17 protein-coding genes are annotated in these 20,035 nt (G+C 34.0%); 7 read left to right on the top strand and 10 right to left on the bottom strand.

The genetic code is table 11. The annotated features are described in order from the left end of the window. Positions 1-3: 3 nt before the first annotated feature. The 7 genes from H510_RS0101245 to H510_RS0101215 form a co-directional block, all read right to left on the bottom strand. The gene (locus H510_RS0101245; RefSeq protein WP_026902644.1) at positions 4-1,326 is read right to left on the bottom strand and encodes an NAD(P)/FAD-dependent oxidoreductase; all 1,323 of its coding nucleotides are present in this window, start codon (positions 1,324-1,326) and stop codon (positions 4-6) included. Between the two features lie 30 nt (positions 1,327-1,356). Continuing rightward, entirely contained in the window at positions 1,357-2,127 is a 771-nt protein-coding gene (locus tag H510_RS0101240) for a DUF547 domain-containing protein (protein WP_026902643.1), read from the bottom strand. Between the two features lie 99 nt (positions 2,128-2,226). Further along, positions 2,227-2,736: a hypothetical protein gene (locus H510_RS0101235; RefSeq protein WP_155977765.1), complete on the bottom strand. Its 510-nt coding sequence runs from the start codon at positions 2,734-2,736 to the stop codon at positions 2,227-2,229. Positions 2,737-2,782: 46 nt separating this feature from the next. Then, the gene (locus H510_RS0101230) at positions 2,783-3,517 is read right to left on the bottom strand and encodes an SDR family NAD(P)-dependent oxidoreductase (RefSeq protein ID WP_051290991.1); all 735 of its coding nucleotides are present in this window, start codon (positions 3,515-3,517) and stop codon (positions 2,783-2,785) included. Positions 3,518-3,532: 15 nt separating this feature from the next. Continuing rightward, positions 3,533-5,677: a cation:proton antiporter gene (locus H510_RS0101225; protein ID WP_026902640.1), complete on the bottom strand. Its 2,145-nt coding sequence runs from the start codon at positions 5,675-5,677 to the stop codon at positions 3,533-3,535. Between the two features lie 72 nt (positions 5,678-5,749). Beyond that, positions 5,750-6,826, bottom strand: a complete 1,077-nt coding sequence (locus H510_RS0101220; RefSeq protein WP_026902639.1) for a putative type IX sorting system protein PorV2 — start codon at positions 6,824-6,826, stop codon at positions 5,750-5,752. Beyond that, positions 6,819-7,496 (bottom strand): ACP phosphodiesterase, encoded by a 678-nt coding sequence (locus tag H510_RS0101215; protein ID WP_026902638.1) that lies wholly within the window; start codon positions 7,494-7,496, stop codon positions 6,819-6,821. The genes H510_RS0101220 and H510_RS0101215 overlap by 8 nt, the downstream gene beginning before the upstream one ends. A 79-nt stretch (positions 7,497-7,575) precedes the next feature. Here H510_RS0101215 and tyrS point away from each other — a divergent pair, with 79 nt between their 5' ends. The 3 genes from tyrS to H510_RS0101200 are packed head-to-tail and all read left to right on the top strand — an operon-like array spanning position 7,576 to position 9,853. Further along, positions 7,576-8,859 carry a tyrosine--tRNA ligase gene (gene tyrS, locus H510_RS0101210; protein WP_026902637.1) on the top strand — a complete coding sequence of 428 codons (1,284 nt, stop codon included), beginning with the start codon at positions 7,576-7,578 and terminating at the stop codon, positions 8,857-8,859. 50 nt (positions 8,860-8,909) lie between these two features. Beyond that, entirely contained in the window at positions 8,910-9,401 is a 492-nt protein-coding gene (parS, locus tag H510_RS0101205) for a type II RES/Xre toxin-antitoxin system antitoxin (RefSeq protein WP_026902636.1), read from the top strand. 2 nt (positions 9,402-9,403) lie between these two features. Beyond that, on the top strand, positions 9,404-9,853 hold the full coding sequence (locus tag H510_RS0101200) for an RES family NAD+ phosphorylase (protein ID WP_026902635.1): 450 nt from the start codon (positions 9,404-9,406) through the stop codon (positions 9,851-9,853). On the opposite strand, the gene H510_RS0101195 is transcribed toward H510_RS0101200, so the two are convergent. After that, positions 9,850-10,833 carry an acyltransferase gene (locus H510_RS0101195; RefSeq protein WP_026902634.1) on the bottom strand — a complete coding sequence of 328 codons (984 nt, stop codon included), beginning with the start codon at positions 10,831-10,833 and terminating at the stop codon, positions 9,850-9,852. The genes H510_RS0101200 and H510_RS0101195 overlap by 4 nt on opposite strands. Before the next feature lie 226 nt (positions 10,834-11,059). Between H510_RS0101195 and H510_RS0101190 the strand changes: the two genes are divergently transcribed. Continuing rightward, on the top strand, positions 11,060-13,519 hold the full coding sequence (locus tag H510_RS0101190) for a glycoside hydrolase family 31 protein (RefSeq protein ID WP_026902633.1): 2,460 nt from the start codon (positions 11,060-11,062) through the stop codon (positions 13,517-13,519). A 35-nt stretch (positions 13,520-13,554) separates the two neighbouring features. On the opposite strand, the gene H510_RS0101185 is transcribed toward H510_RS0101190, so the two are convergent. Next, positions 13,555-14,259, bottom strand: coding sequence for an outer membrane beta-barrel protein (locus H510_RS0101185; protein WP_162143045.1), 705 nt, complete (start codon positions 14,257-14,259; stop codon positions 13,555-13,557). A 165-nt stretch (positions 14,260-14,424) separates the two neighbouring features. On the opposite strand from H510_RS0101185, the gene glgB reads away from it, so the two are divergent. The 3 genes from glgB (at position 14,425) to H510_RS0101165 (ending at position 19,349) form a co-directional block, all read left to right on the top strand. Then, positions 14,425-16,500, top strand: coding sequence for a 1,4-alpha-glucan branching protein GlgB (gene glgB, locus H510_RS18010; RefSeq protein ID WP_036691477.1), 2,076 nt, complete (start codon positions 14,425-14,427; stop codon positions 16,498-16,500). A 281-nt stretch (positions 16,501-16,781) separates the two neighbouring features. After that, positions 16,782-18,686, top strand: coding sequence for an amidophosphoribosyltransferase (locus tag H510_RS0101170; RefSeq protein ID WP_026902631.1), 1,905 nt, complete (start codon positions 16,782-16,784; stop codon positions 18,684-18,686). Between the two features lie 243 nt (positions 18,687-18,929). Continuing rightward, positions 18,930-19,349 (top strand): hypothetical protein, encoded by a 420-nt coding sequence (locus H510_RS0101165; protein WP_155977763.1) that lies wholly within the window; start codon positions 18,930-18,932, stop codon positions 19,347-19,349. On the opposite strand, the gene H510_RS0101160 is transcribed toward H510_RS0101165, so the two are convergent. Then, positions 19,350-19,979, bottom strand: coding sequence for a LysE family translocator (locus H510_RS0101160; protein ID WP_026902629.1), 630 nt, complete (start codon positions 19,977-19,979; stop codon positions 19,350-19,352). It abuts the gene before it with no gap. Positions 19,980-20,035 lie beyond the last annotated feature (56 nt).

The raw sequence follows: 20,035 nt of genomic DNA, 5'->3' as shown, positions 1-20,035 counted from the left end.
TCTTTACCAGATTAAAAACTTCTTTTTCTTTTTCACCGAGATTGCCATTTCAGGATAATCGGTATTAAATTTCTCTACAATTGCCGGGTAATGATTCTCAAAAAACTCGGGGTCGAAAAAACCTTTTTCTAATTCTTGCATAACGTTTTGTAAAGGCGTTTCATTTTTTATCCAGTCGTTTGCCGTTTGCTGTCTAAAGCGCATCCCAAAAAAATTAAATCCGGTAACAGCTTTACTTGCTGCTTTATAATTTATTCTACACGCTATTTTACCTTTCGGATGTTCCCAATAAAAGCTTTGTTCATCTTCCAAAGGTTTATTAAACATGTAGCCATAAGTTTGATACTCTATATCCAGAAACTTGGCCGAGTTAAACCAAATACCTCTTTCATAAGCTCTTTTATCACCACAGATATTTTGTGCTAAAGTTTCGGCTTGCATTTTACCTGTATACCAAAGTTGTTCTACAGCAGGGTGTAAGCTTATAGGCTGTCTAAATTGGGCGCAATCTCCAACGGCATAAATATCACGATAGTTAGTTTCCAAATATTCATTGATCAGAACACCTCTATCGGTTTCAATTTCGCTATTTTGAAGGAAATTAATATTAGGGTTTACCCCGATGGTTAAGCCTACAAACTGACAAGCTATTTCTTTACCATCATGAGTTATTACGGCTTTCACTTTGCCATTTTCATCGCCAATAATTTCTTTTAATTGTGTGTTTGTATGTAAATGGATATGATGAGCAGCTATATGTTTATTAATTAAACTGGCTTCTTCTTTGGGTAATACGCTATTCCAATAATATTGTTCTCTTATTAAAAAATGTACATTGATGTTTCTAGAACGTAGCATTTCAGCCATTTCTATCCCAATTAAACCACCACCTACAATAACAGCATCAGTAATGTCTTTGGTGTTTTCTTCCATCAAATCTACATCTTGTTTGCTGTATAAATCTTGCACACCTTTTAAATGTAAACCCGGCCATGCTAGCGTTTTAGGAGTAGAGCCTGTTGCAATAACCAGCTTATCAAAAGTTATAAGGCTACCGTCTTCAAGCTGCAATTGTTTTTGCTGGGCTTGTACTTGGGCAACTTTGGCAAATAGTAAATCAATACGGTTTTTCTCCCAAAACCAATCTTCGTATGGCTTGGTATGCTCGTATTTCATGTGCCCCATGTAAATATACATTAAGGCTGTACGGGAGAAAAAATACTCTGTTTCTGAGGAAATAACCAATATTTCGTGGTTACTGAGCTTACGGATATGCCTGGCTGTAGTAATCCCACTGATACCATTACCAATGATAACAACTTTCATGTTTGAGGTTTTATGGATACAAGCTACAAATTATTTGTCATTCAAAGACCAATTGTAATTGATATAGCTTAGTGGGGTGTTTTCTTTGATTTTTACCTTGGCATATTTATTAATGAAAGCGGCAACACTTCCTTCTGCTTTAGCAAAATCTGCCTTGTACCAATTAAAAATATTAGATAATTGAGCTTTGGAAGGAGATAGTTTATTAAACTCTGTATTATTTAAAAATGCCGAAGTATTTGCGTTTAAAAGACTTTGTACGTTATCTGCTGTGTAAGCTTTGTTTAATAATTTAGGGCAAGATACCGCTGCGCAGTTTACTGCAAAATGCACTCTGGCATCGTTTAATTCCTCAATCAGTTTTACCTTTTCTATTTCATTTAAAGTATAGCTTTTCCCTGCAAAAGTATAAGGTAGTTTTTGGTCCCATACTTTACCTCCAGAAATATCCATGATGGATTTTACAGGATAATTTCTTAGAATTTGATCTATGGTTGCTGCATTATAAATGTTTATCCAAAAAGCTAATTGTTCATCTTTAGACAAGGTACTTACCTTAACATTTACTAAAGATTTTAAATACTGTTGTAAGGTTAATTTATCTTTCATAAAAGCTTTATAATTAACTATACCAGCACTGTTTACATAAGTATTTAACAGCTTATTTAAAACAGCATGATTTGGTTTTGAATTTTGTAAGATTTCTAAACCTGAGCTAGAGACTATTTTCAACTTACTTTCTGCTGTAACCTGAGATACTACTAAAGAAGCTAGCATGAAAGCTGCGATATACTTTTTCATTTTATACATACCTTAAATACGGTTGAAGATGCGGATAAGTTTTTCACTATAGTAGATTATAGCGTTAAAATATGTTAAATGAGATATTCAGCTTCTTTGCTACTTAAAATCAGCTCTTTGATAAGCGCCTGGCGAGGCATGATCTCCTGCTTCAAAATCAAAATAAACAACCTTTATCCCGGGTATTTCTGTGATAGAAAATGTGCTTTCTGCTAAAAATATTCTTGCCCCTAAAGAGCCGCTAGATTGTGTTAAATAAAAAGCATTCGGGATACTTATGTAAGCCGTGTCGTTGCTTTTTTTCTTCCAAATCAATTGGTTATCTGGGTATTTTTTGTTGATAATCTCAATTACATTCTTTTCATCTAAGTTTTGAGTGGATACCTGATGATTTCTTTTTAAAGAGATATTTAGGCTAACTGTATCAACTTCTGCAAGCCAAGGTAGTTCTTTAAGTTCTACGCTTTTATGAGGAGTTTCGGTTGCAGTAGGTGCAACATTAAAATTAGAGCTATCTGCTGTTTCTTGTGTTTCTTGTTTGTTATCTCTTACACAAGATGTAAGTATGATGATAACCATTAATACAGAATATAATTTAAAATTCATCATGGTGTTTTTTTAATAGCTTCACAATATTGCTGCCAATAAAACTTATTTATGGCGTTGCCAAAGCAACTGGAAGCACTTTGCCATTAAAGAATTTATGCCCGGTTAAGGCAAAATCTGCTACATATTTACCCATTTCATAAGCTTGTACCGGAGATTGATAACCAGGAAATGCTTTTTCTAGCATCTCTGTTTGTGCCGAGCCTAGTGCTAAACAATTGACGCTTATTTTTTCTTCACTCAATTCTTGCGCTAAACATTCTGTCAAATTATGTAAAGCAGCTTTACTTGCCGAGTATGCCGCTAATCCTGGGAATTTAGAACTCCCTAAATAACCACCCATCGAGCCAATATTGAGAATATGAGCATTTGGTAATAAAAAAGGTAAGCAAGCTTGTATCATTCTAAAATGCCCCATCACATTAGATTGAAACATTTCTGCCATATCTAATTCGCTAAGCTCTTTAAAAGGTTTATTAATTAAAGCGCCTGCATTGTTTATCAAAATATTGAAGCTTCCCCATTTTTGTTGTATAAATTGGGCTAAACCCTGATAATCATCATTAACAATATCAAAAACAATAGGATATAAAACAGCATCAGGATTTAAGCTGAGCGTAATTTTCTGCAAATTTTGCAACTTTTCTTTAGAGCGTGACAATGCAATTACTTGATGACCTTTAATAGCCAATTCTATAACGGCTTCAAAACCAATACCACTACTTGCACCTGTAATGATGATTTTTTGAGGTAATTGCTCGTCTGTTAATGATGTAGATTGCATAAAAAATGTGATAGTCTATTTTTTAAATATGGTTTTGATACCTTTCTTAATCTTGTTAACTTTTTGTACGCCTTTGATAAATAATTCTGCATTCATATCACTATACTCGGTGTACTTATTATCAGATGTTTTAACAGAAGGATAAATCAATAAAATATTATGGTCGTTAATATCTTTATTAAGTGTTGAGTTTAAGTTATCTAGCATAGAATGATAAGAGATGGAACCTTTACGGGCTGATACAAATATCATCAAATGATCAAAAGGCGCATTACTGAGCAGTTGTGGATATTCATCAAAATTTAATAGGCTTAAACTATAAGCGGTTTTGCTTTTTACTATTTTGGTATATTTAATAATGGCATTCTGGGTTTCTGCCGCAGCATGAAAATCAATCATTACACTTAACTCATTAGCTAGTTTCAAAATTCTATCCATCCAATAAGAAAAACCATCTTCCAGCTCGGTTAAAGGTGGGCAAACCAAAACTATTTTTTTACTTGTATTTAATGGTTTTACAAAATCACAAAAGAAAATTGTTTTGGTTGTAGCATTGATGATTGCTTCAGATTTTGGTCCAAAAATTTTATCCAGAAAAGTTTCTTTATGCGGCCAACCCAAAATTAGTGTGCTTGCTAAAATTTCTTTTGATATACGCGTAATGCCATCAGATATGTTAATATCTATAGTAGCAATTGGGTTTACCAATGTTTCTGTTGCGGATGCGTATTTTACAAAATCTTCTAATTTTCTTTTTACCTGTACAATATTGGTTTCTGCATCGCTATCATTACTTACAATAGACAAAATATTGAGCGGGTAAGGAGATTTTTTATCTTTGATAAGAATTGTAAAATCAACGATAGGTTCAAGCTTATTAAAATTTGAAACTGGAATTAAGATGTTCTCATAATTAACAACTTCTTCGGGTTCTTCTTTAAAATCCGGATTATCTTGGTTTTGTACAATCTTTTTAACTGCTGCCTCGGTAGCAAAAGAAGCAACAACACAAGTTACTAATATTAAGATAATAGTTCCATTTAGAATGTTTTCATCCAAAATATTAGCTTTATAACCTACCAATATTACTGCTAATGTTGCTGCAGCATGGGCACTACTTAAGCCAAAAATAAGTTGCCTTTGTTCTGCTTTGTATTTAAACGTAATTTGAGTTATAAATGCAGCCACCCATTTACCTGCTAAGGCTACAATAGAAAGTGTTGCGGCTACAAATATGGCAGTATAGCCACTTAAAATTACTCTTATATCTACCAACATCCCAACACTAATTAAGAAGAATGGGATAAATATGGCGTTACCTACAAATTCTAACCTATTCATGAGTGCTGATGAATGGGGGATAAGTCTGTTTAATGCTAAACCAGCCATAAAAGCTCCAATAATAGGTTCTACACCCGCAACTTCTGCTAAGAAAGCCGATAAGAAAACTAATGAAAGCACAAAGACATAATTTGAAGTTTTATCGCCATCCATACGGTTAAAAAACCATTTGGCAATACGCGGTAATATCAAAAATATGATGAGTAAAAATATAGTTAATGATATTCCTAGCTTCATCCAAAATTGGGTGGTTAAACCTCCGTTTGCAGATCCTACAATAATGGCTAGGATAATTAAAACTGCGGTATCTGTTAAAATAGTTCCGCCAACGGTTATGGCTACAGCTGGGTTTTTAGTAACACCAAATTTGGTTACAATAGGGTAAGCCACTAAGGTATGTGTTGCAAACATACTGGCAATTAAAAGACTAGCATTTAAATCGTAACCTAAAATGTAATAGCAAGCAGGCAAACCTAAAGCAATAGGGATGATAAAAGTGAAAAATCCGAAGCCTAAACTTTTAAATTGATTTTTCTTAAACTCGTTCATATCCAGCTCTATACCGGCAATAAACATAATATACAGTAAACCTATGGTAGAGAATAAATCAACAGCCGAGTTTTTAGCCAAAAGGTTTACGCCATGTGGGCCAATAACAACCCCAGATAGGATAAGTCCTATAGTACCTGGTATTTTAAGCCTCCTAAGCAAAATAGGAGATAGTAAAATGATGAATAAAATGAGCGAAAATATTAATACAGGATTTTGTAATGGTAGCTCAAATTCATGTATTAGGTGCTCAAAAAAGTCAATATTCATAGCCTCTAAGATAACAATAATAATAAAAGAGACTTATTTATTTCTTTATAAATGGGTGTTTTGGAGAGATTTTTATCGCTCAAAATCTAGGCGTAAAGAAAATACATTGCTATAAAGTGCATCGCTTTGGTTACCTACATTGGTTAAAGCATAATCTATAGAAAAGTTCTTAATTCTAATACCTAAACCTATATTAGGTTGTATACTATAAGTTTGTTTGCCTTCAAAATCACTTATCTTTTGGATGTTACCAATACCGCTTCTAAGGTAAACGGTCTTTTTGAAATCGGCTTCTAGACCAATGGTTGGGTCTATACTTATAGGGTCGGCAGAGAGTAATACATTTCTTTGCCCATCTGTGGTTAAATTAAGATTGGTTTCTGTAGTTAGTCCAAATTTATCACCAAAAGCTTTATAATAAGCTGCACCTAAAATGATTCTTGGTAAGGTAGTTTCAGTTGAGTTTTGAGGAATATCGTTTCCGGTTGTAGTATATACACTTCCAAATTTGTCTGGATTATAACTCCAAGCATTAAAAGTGGTGGTAATATCTCTTCCAACGGCAGAGAAAATAAAGTTTTTTAATTTATATTGAGCGCCAACATCAAAGCCAAAGCCCCAAGATTTTCCGTATTCTCCAACTTTTCTATGGATAACTTTTACATTGGCTCCGTAACTTAAGCCATCCTCATCTTTTTGTCTTCCTTTGTGGTTGCGGGCATAACTAAACATAAATGCATAGTCTGCTGCCGAGAAAGAGCGTACTCTATCGTAATTAATGCTCCCATCGGCACTAATCAATTCTGAAGTGTCAGGGATATCATCTACACCAAATCTTATAACAGATACACCTACAACTGCAGTATTATCGGCAACAAAAGTGGCAAATCCTGCATAATCGTATTTCGCGATTCCGGCAAAGTAAGAAGAGTGCATTAAGCTAGCTTGTGCATTTGTTCTCATTCTGGTTAGACCGGCTGGGTTCCAATAGCCCGAAGTTACATCATTGGTTGATGAGGCTACTGAGCCTGACATACCAAACGCTCTAGAGCCAATACCAATCTGTAAAAATTCATTAGAATATTTTCTAGTTTGGGCTTGCGCAAGAAAAGGTATCGTTAAAAGTAATAGTAAGAAGCGTTTAGTCATTCAATAATTGCCGTTCTATCTGCTCAAATATAATTATAAATTTTTCTTCGATATCAAAAATATAATCAATTAGTATTTGAGTAAGTGTATCTTCTTGTTTTGTGGTAAGTGGATTGGGCCAGATACGCATAAAAATTCTTTTTAAAGCATAGCTAATGTTAGCCACATCCTCATAACTTTTAAGGTATTGCTCTTTTTTAAACATCTCGAAAAAAGTAAAGAATTTTTCTTGCTCTTTTACGCTATTGAGGTTTAAAAAAGCAGTTAAATGATGCTTTGATACATTATCTAAATGCTTATATAATCTTGTTGCATCTATTTTCTGATGTTTTAAAAGTAAATGGTCTAGTATTAATTCTATTGCAATATGGCCAGCAAAAAAAGGCTTTATAGGAGTATTTTCTAATAAGTCTTTTATTTTTAATTTTATTTGATGCTGGTGTTCTAAGAAAAATGTAGCATTATGAAATAGCTTATCTACTTTTAAGTGTTTCTTCCATCCTTTTAAAATAGCTAATTCATAAGGTTGTGTAAACTTATCTTCGTTTTTCTCTGGAAATATATTACTGATTTTATCCGCATTCTTTAACAAATCGGGCAAAATACTCCCTAAAACTTCATAAGAGTTGGGGTTGTAACGGTCAAAATAATAGTGCGAAAGGAAATTCATTTTTAATAGTTAAACCAATTCTATCTAAATCTTATATTTGCCACCTTGTTAATATAGTAAAAATTTTAAATCTTATAAGATGAATTTTGTTGAAGAATTACGCTGGAGAGGTCTTTTGCATGATATTATGCCCGGTACAGAGGAAGAATTGGCTAAAGGTATGGTTACTGGTTATATTGGTTTTGACCCTACAGCAGATTCTTTACATGTTGGTAGTTTATCGCAAATATTCACTTTAGTACGTTTCCAACAAGCTGGACATAAGCCTTTGGCTTTAGTTGGTGGAGCAACTGGTATGATTGGCGACCCTACAGGGAAGTCTCAAGAACGTAACCTTTTATCTGAAGAAGATTTACAAAAAAATCTTCAAGGTATACAAAAGCAATTAGAGCAATTTTTAGATTTTGATTGCGGTGCTAACAGTGCAGAAATTGTAAATAATTACGATTGGTTTAAAAACTATTCTTTTCTAGATTTCATCAGAGATGCTGGTAAGCACATTACTGTTAATTACATGATGGGAAAAGATTCTGTTAAAAAACGTCTAGAGAGTGAAGTGGGTATGTCTTTTACAGAGTTTACTTACCAATTGATACAAGGTTTTGATTTTTATCACCTTTGGAAAGAAAGAGGTTGTTTGTTGCAGATGGGAGGCTCAGACCAATGGGGGAATATTGTAACAGGAACCGAGTTTATAAGAAGAAAAGCGGGCGGACAAGCTTTTGCTTTAACATCTCCTTTAATTAAAAAATCAGACGGAACAAAATTTGGAAAAACCGAAGGCGGTAACATTTGGCTTGATGCTAAAAAAACTAGTCCATATCAGTTCTACCAATTTTGGTTAAATTCTTCTGATGAGGACGCTGCTAATTTTATTAAAATTTTTACTTTCTTTTCTAAAGAAGATGTTGATAATTTGATAGCTCAGCACCAGCCTGCTCCTCATTTAAGGTTATTACAAAAGGCTTTAGCAGAAGATATTACCAGAAGAGTACACGGCGAAGCAGCTTTGCAAACAGCTATCAATACTACTGATTTTCTTTTTGGCAATGGTTCTTTAGATTTCTTAAAGGCTTTAAGCCACGATGAAGTTTTAGGTGTTTTTGAAGGTATTCCGCAATTTACGATACCTAAAACATCTTTAGATACTGACACTGATATTTTAACTTTATTGGCAGAGCAAACTCAAATTTTTCCTTCTAAAGGCGAGGCCAGAAAAATGATTCAAGGTGGTGGGGTTTCTTTAAATAGAGAGAAAATTGCTACCGCAGATGTGGTTGTAAATTCCTCATTATTAATAAGTAATAGCTTTTTGGTAGTACAAAGAGGTAAGAAAAATTATTTTTTGATTATAGCAGAATAAATTTGCAAAACAAGACAAAATTTGTATTTTTGTGTACAAATGTCTGTTTTATGGAAAATGATAAAGTTGAAGAACCCCTCATAGAATACCTAACACAACCGCAAGAGATGCTTCATGCGGTTGTGTATTTGTTTGGTGGTTTAAGTGTTTTAAGTTTCAAAAAACCTATATCTTCAGATTTTGATTTACTTGAACTCACCAGAGCTGGTTTACCTAAAAAAGCATTGGTTCATTTAATTAAATCTATTGCTTTTACTTTTCAAGAGTTGGCTGCTATTATGCATATCTCTGAGCGTACTTTACAACGTTTTGATGAAAACGCTTTAATAGATGCAGCATATTCAGAAAAAGCCATTGAGCTAGCTCGTCTTTATGTAAGAGGTGAGCAAGTTTTTGGTTCTTTAGAGCGCTTTAAACTTTGGATGAAAACGCCTTCTTATGTTTTTAAAAATCAAACTCCTGCATCTTTCTTAGACACTTCTTTAGGTTTTGATTTAATCTCAAAAGAACTTGGTCGTATAGAGCATGGTTTATTTGCTTAATAATGGAGCTTTTTAGATTAGCCAATGCTAAATATATTGAGGATTTATCGGGTACAGGTGCCCGATTATATGGTGGCAGGTGGAATAGTGTTGGCACTCCGGCAGTTTATTTGGCTTCTTCAAAATCGTTGGCAGTTTTAGAGGTTTTGGTACATTTAAATCCAGCACTTTTTCCTGATGATTTTTGTATGGCAAGTTTTGCGGTACCTGATGATAGTTTTACAGCTTTGTCTATAGAGAAACTTCCGACAGATTGGAAAAATAATCAGGAACAATTACTTAAGCGATTTGGTGACGAGTTTATCCGTAAGAATGAATATCTAGGTTTAAAAGTCCCTTCTGCAATTGTTGATGATGAGTTTAACTATATTCTAAACCCAAATCATCCATTGATGAATAAAGTTAAAATAAAATTGGTGAAGCCTTTTATTTTTGATAATCGTTTAGTTTAACTTATCAACAGGTTACATCCTCTGATATCACTATTATCAAACCTACCCAACACCTCAAAAGTATTATCGTTATAACATTTACCTAAATCTTGAGTTGCAATAAATGAACAGGAGTTGATATTGGTTAAATCTATCACGTTGATGCCACCTGTTTTATTTTGTTCTAAATAGGTCAAGGGGTCATTTACATCCCTTATCATGACTTTCATCCAAGGTGGGCATTCAAAAATGCCATCTCTTTTAGAATATGCTTGCGATAAAAGCTCGGTCATTCCATATTCAGAGTGAATGTGTTTTACACCAAAACCTTTGCAAAGTGTTTGATGCAGTTCTTCTCTTATCATTTCTTTTCGCCTGCCTTTCATGCCTCCGGTTTCCATAATTATCAACTCAGGAAAATGTATTTGGTAGGCCTCAATAAAATCTAGTAAAGCATAGGTTACGCCAATTAAAACTGTTTTTTGGTTTTGTTTTCTTAGCTTTTCTAGTTTGTTGAAAAGTAATTCATGATCATACAATAAAAAAGCACTTTCTGGGTGTTGGCTGGTTTTAATCAAATCATCAATCATATAAATTAATGACGAGCCTTCTCTTTCTAAATAATTAGGTAGTAAAGCCAAAAAACAATATTCGGAAGCAGAACCATAAAATAATTCGAAACTTTGTTGATAACTATTCTCATAATAGCTAACATCTTGTACAAAATGTTTACTTGTAGAAGTACCTGTAGTACCAGAACTACTAAAAATAATTTCTGCTGTTTTATTTGGAGCTATAAGTTCGTGAGTTTTAAAAAATTCTATCGGTAGAAATGGTATAACTTTATATGTTTTGATGGATGACCAATTTGGATTTAAGTGCTGTACAAATTCTTGATATACAGGGATATTTCTCATCTGAAAGTTAAAAACTTCTAAAGCCAATTTATTAAATTGGGCTTCAGTTTTAATTTTGAAAATATGTTCCCTATCCACGTTCATAAGCTGCAAATATAAGCATTAGCCGTACGAAGCTTGATTTGATTAAATAAAATTATTGATAAGTAATAGTTTCTATGAAATGTATTAGTATTAATAAAATGTTTTTTTTATTGATATAATTTCAAAAAAAATAGCTTTTGATGATTAATATTGTAGCGTATTTGTTGAAAATAAGTGTTTTATTTGTGCTAGATAATCATGATATTAGAAAAAAACAATTGATAATATGAAAGAACAAGAGCCTAAAGGCCTCCCTATAGAGTTAACCTCAGAAGATTTAGAACAAGAAATACAACATGTTAACAACCCCATTGTAGGTTTAAAGCCTATTGAGAAAAAGTATTTGGGTAAGGTAATAGAAGTTAGACAAGAAAATAACCGTTATATATTTAGTGATGGAGATGCTTCTGTTGAGATAAGAGTAGTAAGCGATGAGATTATTAAGGTCAGAATGGCGCCTCATAGCGTATTCTTAGAAGAATTTTCTTACGCAGTACCAAAGTTAGACCAACGTGTGGCAGTTTTTACCTTTACTGAAGAAGATGATAGGTATGCCGTTTCTACCAATACGGTAACTTGCTTTATCAATAAAGCTGATTTTAGAATCTCTTTTGCAGATAATGACAGCAATATCATCAATGAAGACTTCCAAGCTATGCATTACGAAGAAAATGTACAGTTTGGTGGTTATTATGTGTATTGTACAAAAACTTGTTTCCCCGAGGAGAGTTTCTACGGTCTAGGCGATAAACCTACCGATTTTAATTTAAGAGGTAAGCGACTTCAAAATTGGAATTCTGATACTTATTCTTTTGCAAAACATCAAGATCCATTATACAGAAGTATTCCTTTTTACATCAGTTTAAATAAAGGTGTTGCTCATGGTATTTTCATGGATAATACCTTTAAAACGCATTTTGATTTTGCGCATGAAGATGCTGGTAAAACCAGTTTCTGGGCAGATGGTGGCGAACTTCAATATTATTACATTCACGGCCCACACATGATGGATGTGGTAAAAAGATACCACACCTTAACTGGTACCCATAAATTACCTCCGATTTGGGCTTTAGGCTATCATCAATGTAGGTGGAGTTATTATCCAGAATCTAAACTTAAAGATTTAGCAGATAATTTCAGGAAGAGAAAAATACCTTGCGATGCTCTGTATCTGGACATAGATTATATGGATGGTTACCGTTGTTTCACCTGGAATAAGAAGTATTTCCCTAATCCTAAAAAGATGATTAAGGAGCTTTCTGATGATGGTTTTAAAACGGTAGTTATTATAGACCCAGGTATTAAGGTTGATAATAATTACTGGGTATTTAAGGAGGGTAAAGAAAATAAATACTTCTGCCGTAGAAGTGATGATTATTTTATGGAAGGCCATGTTTGGCCAGGTCGTTGTCAATTTCCTGATTTCACCAACCCAGAAGTAAGACAATGGTGGGGAACTTTATTTAAAGAATTAGTTGAAGTTGGCGTTGCCGGTGTTTGGAATGATATGAACGAGCCTGCTGTATTTGGCTCAGGTACTTTCCCTGATGATGTTCGTCATCAATACGATGGTCATCGTGGGTCTCATCGTAAAGCACACAACGTTTACGGTATGCAAATGGTAAGAGCTACTTATGATGGTTTAAAACTCCTACAAAAAAATAAAAGACCATTCACCATTACCAGAGCAGGTTATGCAGGTGTACAAAGATACAGCAGCGTATGGACAGGCGATAACGTAGCAACTTGGGAACATCTTAAAATAGGAAGTATTCAAATGCAGCGTTTATCCGTATCCGGAATTCCTTTTGCTGGAACAGATATAGGTGGTTTTAGTGGCGAGCCTTCTGGCGAGTTATTCACTAGATGGATACAATTAGGTGTATTCTCTCCATTTATGAGGGCCCACTCTGCTGGAGATACTGCCGAGCGTGAGCCATGGAGTTTTGGTCCTGAATTAGAGGATATCAACCGTAAATTTATCGAGTTACGCTATAAACTTCTACCATATATCTACTCTACATTTTGGGAGCATCATCGTTATGGTTTCCCAATTTTACGTCCGGTAGTGATGATAGAACAACACAACCCTACCAATCATTATCGTGAAGATGAATTTACTTTCGGAGATAAAATTTTGGTTTGTCCTGTTTTAGAGGAAGGTGCTACCAGTCGTCGTTTATATTTGCCAGAAGGCCAATGGTTTGATTACTGGACACATGAAAGTATAACAGGTGGCAAAGAGTTAGATGTGCTAGCGCCTTTAGATTCTATGCCGATTTTTGTAAAAGCGGGTTCTGTTATTCCAGAATTCCCGGTTATGCAACATGTTAACGAGTTTGAAGTTGAAGAAATGATTTTCCAAGTTTACTATTCTGATTATGAAGTAAATTCTTTCTATTTTGAAGATCATGGAGATACTTTTGCTTACGAACAAGACATTTATCTGGAGAAGAAATTTGTAGTCAATGGAGATAAAAAATCTATGCTGATTAAACAAAGCATAGAGGGTTTATTTACACCTCGTTACGAAACTTATGATTTAAAAATCATCGGGCTTCCATTTAAGCCATCTAAAGTAGTGATAGATGGTAAAGATTATACCGGAGATCTTGCTTTTGATGATTTAAAAAGAGTAAGGTTAAAAGTGAATAAAAACTTTAGACAAGTTCAAATCTTTAAGTAATAAACAATAAAGCCGGATAAAAAATCCGGCTTTATTTATTTTAATCTGTACCCTAAGGATAAGCCTAAATTATTGTGATACATAGTTTTGTTATTGTTGGGGCTAACATCATAAATACCAAGTCCTAAACTCAAACCTAAATTAAATCCTTTTTTAAACTCGTAACCAAGCTGAATATTAGCGCCAAAATCTAAGTTTTTAAAATCATCCTCAGTACTATTACCAAAATTGGTTTTTTCTTCTTCTTTTGAAACTAATTCTAAGGTATTGCTAGAAGTGGTTGACTGCATGAATAGTTCCGTTTTAATTTTACCATTTATACCGATAGCTGCATAAGGTCCTGCACCGATAAAAAAGTTACCTTTCCCAGCATTAAATCTAAAAAGACCATAAATAGGAATTTCAATATAGTTACCTTTAATGTCACTTGTTAAAGAAAAAAACTTCCCGACATCATCTATGCCGATAATATCCTGTTTATATCCTTTAACAATATAATTTAAGCCTCCTTGTATATAGAAAAGTTTTCCAACATGATGTTCCGCAAAACCACTTATCGTAAAGGACGAAATACTATTTATATCTAAACTCATATTTGCTGGCGTAAAAAGTGTTTCTGTTGCAACAGAAGCATTACTAGATGTAACTCTTACTCCATAGGTGAATTTTTTAGGGCTATCTTGCGCCAAACTTTTAAAGTAGAATAAAGCCAAAAAGGGTAGAAGTAGTTTTGTTTTCATTAAATTAATTTTCGTTAAAAATATGATTTTATTTATTTCCTGATAAATTATTCTTTCAATCGCAATCCTTTTCATAAATTGTACATGTAAAAACAGGCATGGCTTGTTTATTGCTTAAATCCATCCAAAAAATCAAACAAGAAAGCATCAACTATAAAATTATTCATGGCAAAAAAAACTAAAGAAACTGATATAACAGAGGTTAAGAAAGAAGTAAAGAAAAAAGCGCCTACTGTAAAGAAAAAAGCTGTAGTAGAAAGTGCAGGGGTAGAAAAAGTGAAAAAAACAGCTATAAAGAAAGTTGCTAAAGCCAGTGAAGAGTCATTACCATTTCATGACTTTCAAGTTAAATACTATTCAAAATTTACCGATTTTGATATCAGTTTATTTAGAGCAGGTAAGCATTTCAAGTTGTATGAAAAATTTGGCTCGCATGTTCTAGCGCTTGATGGTGTAGTAGGAACTTATTTTTCTGTTTGGGCACCCAATGCCCAATATGTTTCTGTTACGGGTAATTTTAATGGTTGGGATAAAGGCTCTCATCCGCTCATGGTAAGGTGGGATGGTTCTGGTATATGGGAAGGTTTTATTCCTCATGTAGGCAATGGCGAAGTTTATAAATATTTCATCAGTTCTTTTAGTGGCGAGGAAATGGAAAAAGCTGATCCTTTTGCTTTAAGAAGTGAAGAAGCTCCTAAAACAGCATCTATAGTTTGGGATACTTGGTACGAGTGGAAAGACCAAAACTGGATGAAAAAAAGGCATCAACATAATGCGCTAAATAAACCTATGTCTGTTTATGAAGTTCATTTTGGCTCTTGGGCTCGTGGTCCAGAATCTCCTGATCAATTTCTTTCTTTCAGAGACATGGCACCAAAATTAGTAGCTCATGTTAAAGAAATGGGTTTTACACATGTAGAATTTATGCCTTTAATGGAGCATCCATTTTACCCGAGTTGGGGTTATCAAATAACGGGTTATTTTGCCGCTACTTCCCGTTACGGTATGCCACAAGATTTAATGTTCTTAATAGAAGAGTTTCATAAAAACGATATAGGCGTCATATTTGACTGGGTACCTTCTCATTTTCCTGGAGATGCCCATGGGTTATACAAATTTGATGGTACACACCTTTATGAGCATGCTGATGAACGGAAAGGCTTTCATCCAGATTGGAAATCATATATTTTTAACTATGGAAGAAATGAAGTAAGAGCTTTTCTTATTTCAAATGCCTTGTTTCTACTAGACCGTTTCCATACAGACGGTTTACGTGTTGATGCTGTAGCATCGATGCTATATTTAGATTACTCTAGAAAAGAAGGCGAGTGGATTCCTAATGAATATGGTGGCAGAGAAAATCTAGAAGCTATCTCTTTTTTAAAAGATTTTAATGAGGCTGTTTATGCTCATTTTCCTGACGTACAAACCATTGCAGAAGAGTCAACATCTTTTGGTGGCGTAAGTCATCCTACTTTTACAGGAGGTTTGGGCTTTGGACAAAAATGGATGATGGGTTGGATGAATGATACCCTTAAATATTTTAAAAAGGATCCAGCACATCGCAAATTTCATCATCAAGACTTAACATTTAGTACCGTTTACGCTTTTAGCGAAAACTTTATGTTACCACTTTCTCATGATGAAGTTGTACATGGTAAAGGTTCTTTGATTCATAAAATGCCAGGAGATGAGTGGCAAAAGTTTGCTAATCTAAGAACATTATACGGTTATATGTGGACACATCCAGGTACCAAGTTATTATTTATGGGTGGTGAGTTTGCTCAAACAAAAGAATGGAATCAGCAGTATTCTTTAGATTGGCATTTGTTAGAATATGCTCCGCACCAAGGCATCAAAAAATTAGTTGCCGCACTTAATAAACTTTACAAAACAGAACCTGCTATGTATGAACGTTCTTTTACAGGTACAGGTTTCGAGTGGATTGTAAATGATGATGCTGAGAACTCCGTTTTGGTATACGCTAGAAAAGGTAATAATCCTAAAGACGATTTAATTGTAGCCGTAAATTTAACTCCCGTTCCAAGAAATCAGTACAGATTTGGTGTTACAAGACCAGGCAATTGGCATGAAATTTTTAATTCTGATGATGAACAATATTGGGGTAGTGGTTTAAAAAATCCTCCTACAATTAGTGAAGCTCATGGTAGCCATTGGAAATCAAATTCAATAAAAGTTAATATACCGCCTTTAGCAGTTGTTGTATTTAAAGCTATTTAATAAAAAAAGGAGCTTGTTTTAAATTTACCTTTCATTTAAATGAGTACCAACCGCAAGAAGGTGCCTAGATAAGGTAATACGCTTTCCGGAAACAAGCTCCTTTTGTATTTTAAATCTAATGATAACAGCAAATTTGCCCTTTACATTGGATAAGCCCATCTTAATAAAAGTGTAAAAAAAGAGTAGCGCATTTTAATGTTACTAGCATGACTTTTTTAATCTTTTTTAATTTCCGCATTTAGTAAGAATTCATAATTTTGCACACTTATCAAATAGCTTAGATGAGCGACTCTATTAAACACGAATGCGGAATTGCATTCATCCGCCTACTCAAACCATTATCATTTTATCAGGAAAAGTATGGAACATCACTTTATGGCTTAAATAAGCTTTATTTGTTGATGGAGAAACAGCATAACCGTGGACAAGATGGCGCTGGTATTGCCACCATCAAACTGGATATTAAGCCAGGAAATAGGTATATCAGCAGGTACAGGTCTATGGAGAAAAATGCTGTTCAAGATATTTTCTCTTACGTGATGAAGAAATTTGCCGCCGTAGAAAAAGAAAATCCAGCTTTACTGAAAGATGCAAATTGGTTAAAAGAAAATATCAGTTTTACCGGCGAAGTATTATTAGGGCATTTGCGCTACGGTACACATGGTAATAACAGTGTTGAAGCTTGCCACCCTTTTCTTCGTCAAAATAACTGGATGACACGTAACCTTGTGATAGCTGGTAACTTCAATATGACAAATGTTGATGAATTATTACAGCAATTGTATGACTTAGGTCAGCACCCAAAAGAACAAGCAGATACTGTTACCGTACTTGAAAAAATAGGTCACTTTTTAGATGATGAAAATCAGGAGCTTTTTGATCATTTCAAAAAAGATGGATATGATAATGCTGAAATTTCTCGTCTAATAGCTCAGCATCTTGATGTAGGGAAAATTTTAAGAAAATCTGCTAAAACTTGGGATGGTGGTTATACCATTAGTGGTATTTTTGGTCATGGTGATGCTTTTATTTTAAGAGACCCAGCAGGTATTAGGCCAGCATTTTATTATCAGGATGATGAGATTGTTGTTGCAGCATCCGAAAGACCTGCATTACAAACAGCTTTCAATATCAAAATAGGTCAGGTTAAAGAAATACAACCAGGACACGCTTTAATCATTAAAAAAGATGGTACTGTAACAGAAGAAATGTTTACAGAGCCTGTAGAGAAAAAATCATGTTCTTTTGAGCGTATTTATTTTTCTAGAGGTAGCGATGCAGATATTTACAAAGAGCGTAAAAAACTAGGTCAGTTATTATGCGATAAAATTTTAGAGCATGTTAATCATGATTTAGAACATACCGTATTTTCTTATATCCCAAATACAGCCGAAGTAGCTTTTTATGGTATGGTAGAAGGTTTACATACCTACAACCGCAAAATACAAAGAGATGCTTTGGTAAATAGCCGTCATAACTTAACAGACGAAGATTTAGATAGGATTTTAAAAACTACACCAAGAGTAGAAAAGTTAGCTATCAAGGATGTAAAGATGCGTACTTTTATTACGCAAGATGCCGATAGAAGTGATATGGTTTCTCATGTTTATGATACCACCTATGGTTTAATTAAACGTGATGTTGATACCCTTGTAGCTTTAGATGATTCTATTGTAAGAGGCACAACTTTAAAACAAAGTATCCTAAGAATTTTTGATAGATTAGGACCTGTTAAAATTGTTATTGTATCATCGGCACCCCAAATAAGATACCCAGATTGTTACGGTATAGATATGAGTAGGATGGGAGAATTTGTGGCATTTGAAGCAGCCATCAAACTTTTGAAAGAAAGAGGAATGGAGCAATTGATACATGATGTTTATGCAAAATGTAAAGCACAAGCAAATGTGCCAAAAGAAGAGGTTATCAACCATGTAAAAGAAATTTATGCACCTTTTACACCAGAAGAAATTTCAGCTAAAATTGCTCAAATTATTACACCGCCAGAAATTGGTGCTAAAGTAGAAGTAATTTATCAAACCCTTGAAAACCTACATGAGGCCTGTCCTAACCATTTAGGCGATTGGTATTTCTCTGGAAATTATCCAACACCGGGAGGCAATAAAGTTGTAAACAGAGCTTTTATGAATTGGATGGAAGGCAAAAATGCAAGAGCATACGTATAGTTTTCTATAAACTTTTCAGGAGAAAGTCGGTTGGAGTAAAGCTCTAACCGACTTTTTTTATTGGCATACATTATGATTTTAAAGGGTATGATTTCATTAACCAAATTTTCGACTATAGTATTTTTTATACTGTTGTTTACTGCCTGCACAGAAAATAAACTCAGTCAAATTGATAAAGCAAAGTATGAATCGCTAATAAGAGAAAATGACAGCTTAAAAAAGCTTTTAAATGCTCGAGATAGCTTGATAAAAGTTCAAGAGCATACAAAAATCAAAGACACAATTAGCAAACAAACTTTAAAAGCCGGAAAGCATCCTATTACTTTACAGTGGATAAGTTGGGATAAACCTGGTTATGTTGAGGTAACCCCTGTAGCAAATGATTGGTATCTGATAGCAGGCACTCAAAACAACACAAATGGAGATTATCTTAAAATAGAAGGCAAAATAAGGCGCTTAAATGAAAAAGAACTTGAGTTTGAAGGTAGAATAGAAACTTTAGTAAGCAGTATCAACAATGGCGAGCCTTGTATAAAAGAAGGTAAACAAACCTTTTATGGGAAAGGAAATCGTAAATACTTTAGATTACAAAATATGACCAGTTGCGAAGGCGGTATGGTGGTAGATTATATTGATATCTATCCAGGAACAAGCAGCTTATAATTAAATTAAGGTTTCGGTAAATATCAGGTTATAAACCAATTTTAAAGCAAAGGTTATGATTAAAATCCCAGCTATCCTGTTTACTTTTTGGATGGTTTGCTCTCTTATTTTATGCCTTAAACGATGAGCAAAATAGGCTTTTAAAGTATCCATCCCAAAAAGGGTAATTAAAATACTTCCAAAAAATGGTATAATTTGCTCGCTTTTAAGTTCCCCGTTTAAAGAGTAAATCCCACTGGTAACACTTATCCAATACAATAAAATAAAAGGATTGAAAATGCACATGAAAAATCCCTTAAGAAAATAACCGGCATTTTTCTTTGAAGAGGGAATATGTTCATAAGTGATTTTAACTTTTTTCAACAAATAATAAAGCCCAATTCCAAAAAGAATGGCACTTCCTAATATCCCGATAGGTAAACGATATTTGTTTTCAAAATTAAGTAAAGAAGAGCCAAATAGAGTTACAGCTACATAAACGGCATCAGAAATGACTACTCCTAAAGCTAAAGAAACGCCTGCATGAAATCCTTTCTCAATACTCGTTTTAATCAACGCAAAAAATACGGGTCCTGTTACAAAAGAGAGCACTATTCCTAATCCTATACCCGAAACAATTAATTCTAACATGTAATAAAGGTTCTTTATGTGATGCTATGATGCGAATATGCAATTTTATTGGTTAA

Origin of the sequence: Pedobacter glucosidilyticus DSM 23534 (genome assembly GCF_000425145.1) — a bacterium.
GTDB lineage: Bacteria > Bacteroidota > Bacteroidia > Sphingobacteriales > Sphingobacteriaceae > Pseudopedobacter > Pseudopedobacter glucosidilyticus.
Note: the sequence above shows the minus strand (reverse complement) of the source record. Positions and strands in the feature narration are given on the sequence as shown.

Excerpts from the sequence above, each read along its gene's own strand:
- H510_RS0101245 (WP_026902644.1), bottom strand. The coding sequence starts at position 1,326 with ATGAAAGTTGTTATCATTGGTAATGGTATCAGTGGGATTACTACAGCC.
- H510_RS0101240 (WP_026902643.1), bottom strand. The coding sequence starts at position 2,127 with ATGAAAAAGTATATCGCAGCTTTCATGCTAGCTTCTTTAGTAGTATCT.
- H510_RS0101230 (WP_051290991.1), bottom strand. The coding sequence starts at position 3,517 with ATGCAATCTACATCATTAACAGACGAGCAATTACCTCAAAAAATCATC.
- H510_RS0101215 (WP_026902638.1), bottom strand. The coding sequence starts at position 7,496 with ATGAATTTCCTTTCGCACTATTATTTTGACCGTTACAACCCCAACTCT.
- H510_RS0101200 (WP_026902635.1), top strand. The coding sequence starts at position 9,404 with ATGGAGCTTTTTAGATTAGCCAATGCTAAATATATTGAGGATTTATCG.
- H510_RS0101170 (WP_026902631.1), top strand. The coding sequence starts at position 16,782 with ATGAGCGACTCTATTAAACACGAATGCGGAATTGCATTCATCCGCCTA.
- glgB (WP_036691477.1), top strand. The coding sequence starts at position 14,425 with ATGGCAAAAAAAACTAAAGAAACTGATATAACAGAGGTTAAGAAAGAA.
- parS (WP_026902636.1), top strand. The coding sequence starts at position 8,910 with ATGGAAAATGATAAAGTTGAAGAACCCCTCATAGAATACCTAACACAA.
- H510_RS0101235 (WP_155977765.1), bottom strand. The coding sequence starts at position 2,736 with ATGATGAATTTTAAATTATATTCTGTATTAATGGTTATCATCATACTT.
- H510_RS0101185 (WP_162143045.1), bottom strand. The coding sequence starts at position 14,259 with ATGAAAACAAAACTACTTCTACCCTTTTTGGCTTTATTCTACTTTAAA.
- H510_RS0101160 (WP_026902629.1), bottom strand. The coding sequence starts at position 19,979 with ATGTTAGAATTAATTGTTTCGGGTATAGGATTAGGAATAGTGCTCTCT.
- H510_RS0101225 (WP_026902640.1), bottom strand. The coding sequence starts at position 5,677 with ATGAATATTGACTTTTTTGAGCACCTAATACATGAATTTGAGCTACCA.
- H510_RS0101195 (WP_026902634.1), bottom strand. The coding sequence starts at position 10,833 with ATGAACGTGGATAGGGAACATATTTTCAAAATTAAAACTGAAGCCCAA.
- tyrS (WP_026902637.1), top strand. The coding sequence starts at position 7,576 with ATGAATTTTGTTGAAGAATTACGCTGGAGAGGTCTTTTGCATGATATT.
- H510_RS0101190 (WP_026902633.1), top strand. The coding sequence starts at position 11,060 with ATGAAAGAACAAGAGCCTAAAGGCCTCCCTATAGAGTTAACCTCAGAA.
- H510_RS0101220 (WP_026902639.1), bottom strand. The coding sequence starts at position 6,826 with ATGACTAAACGCTTCTTACTATTACTTTTAACGATACCTTTTCTTGCG.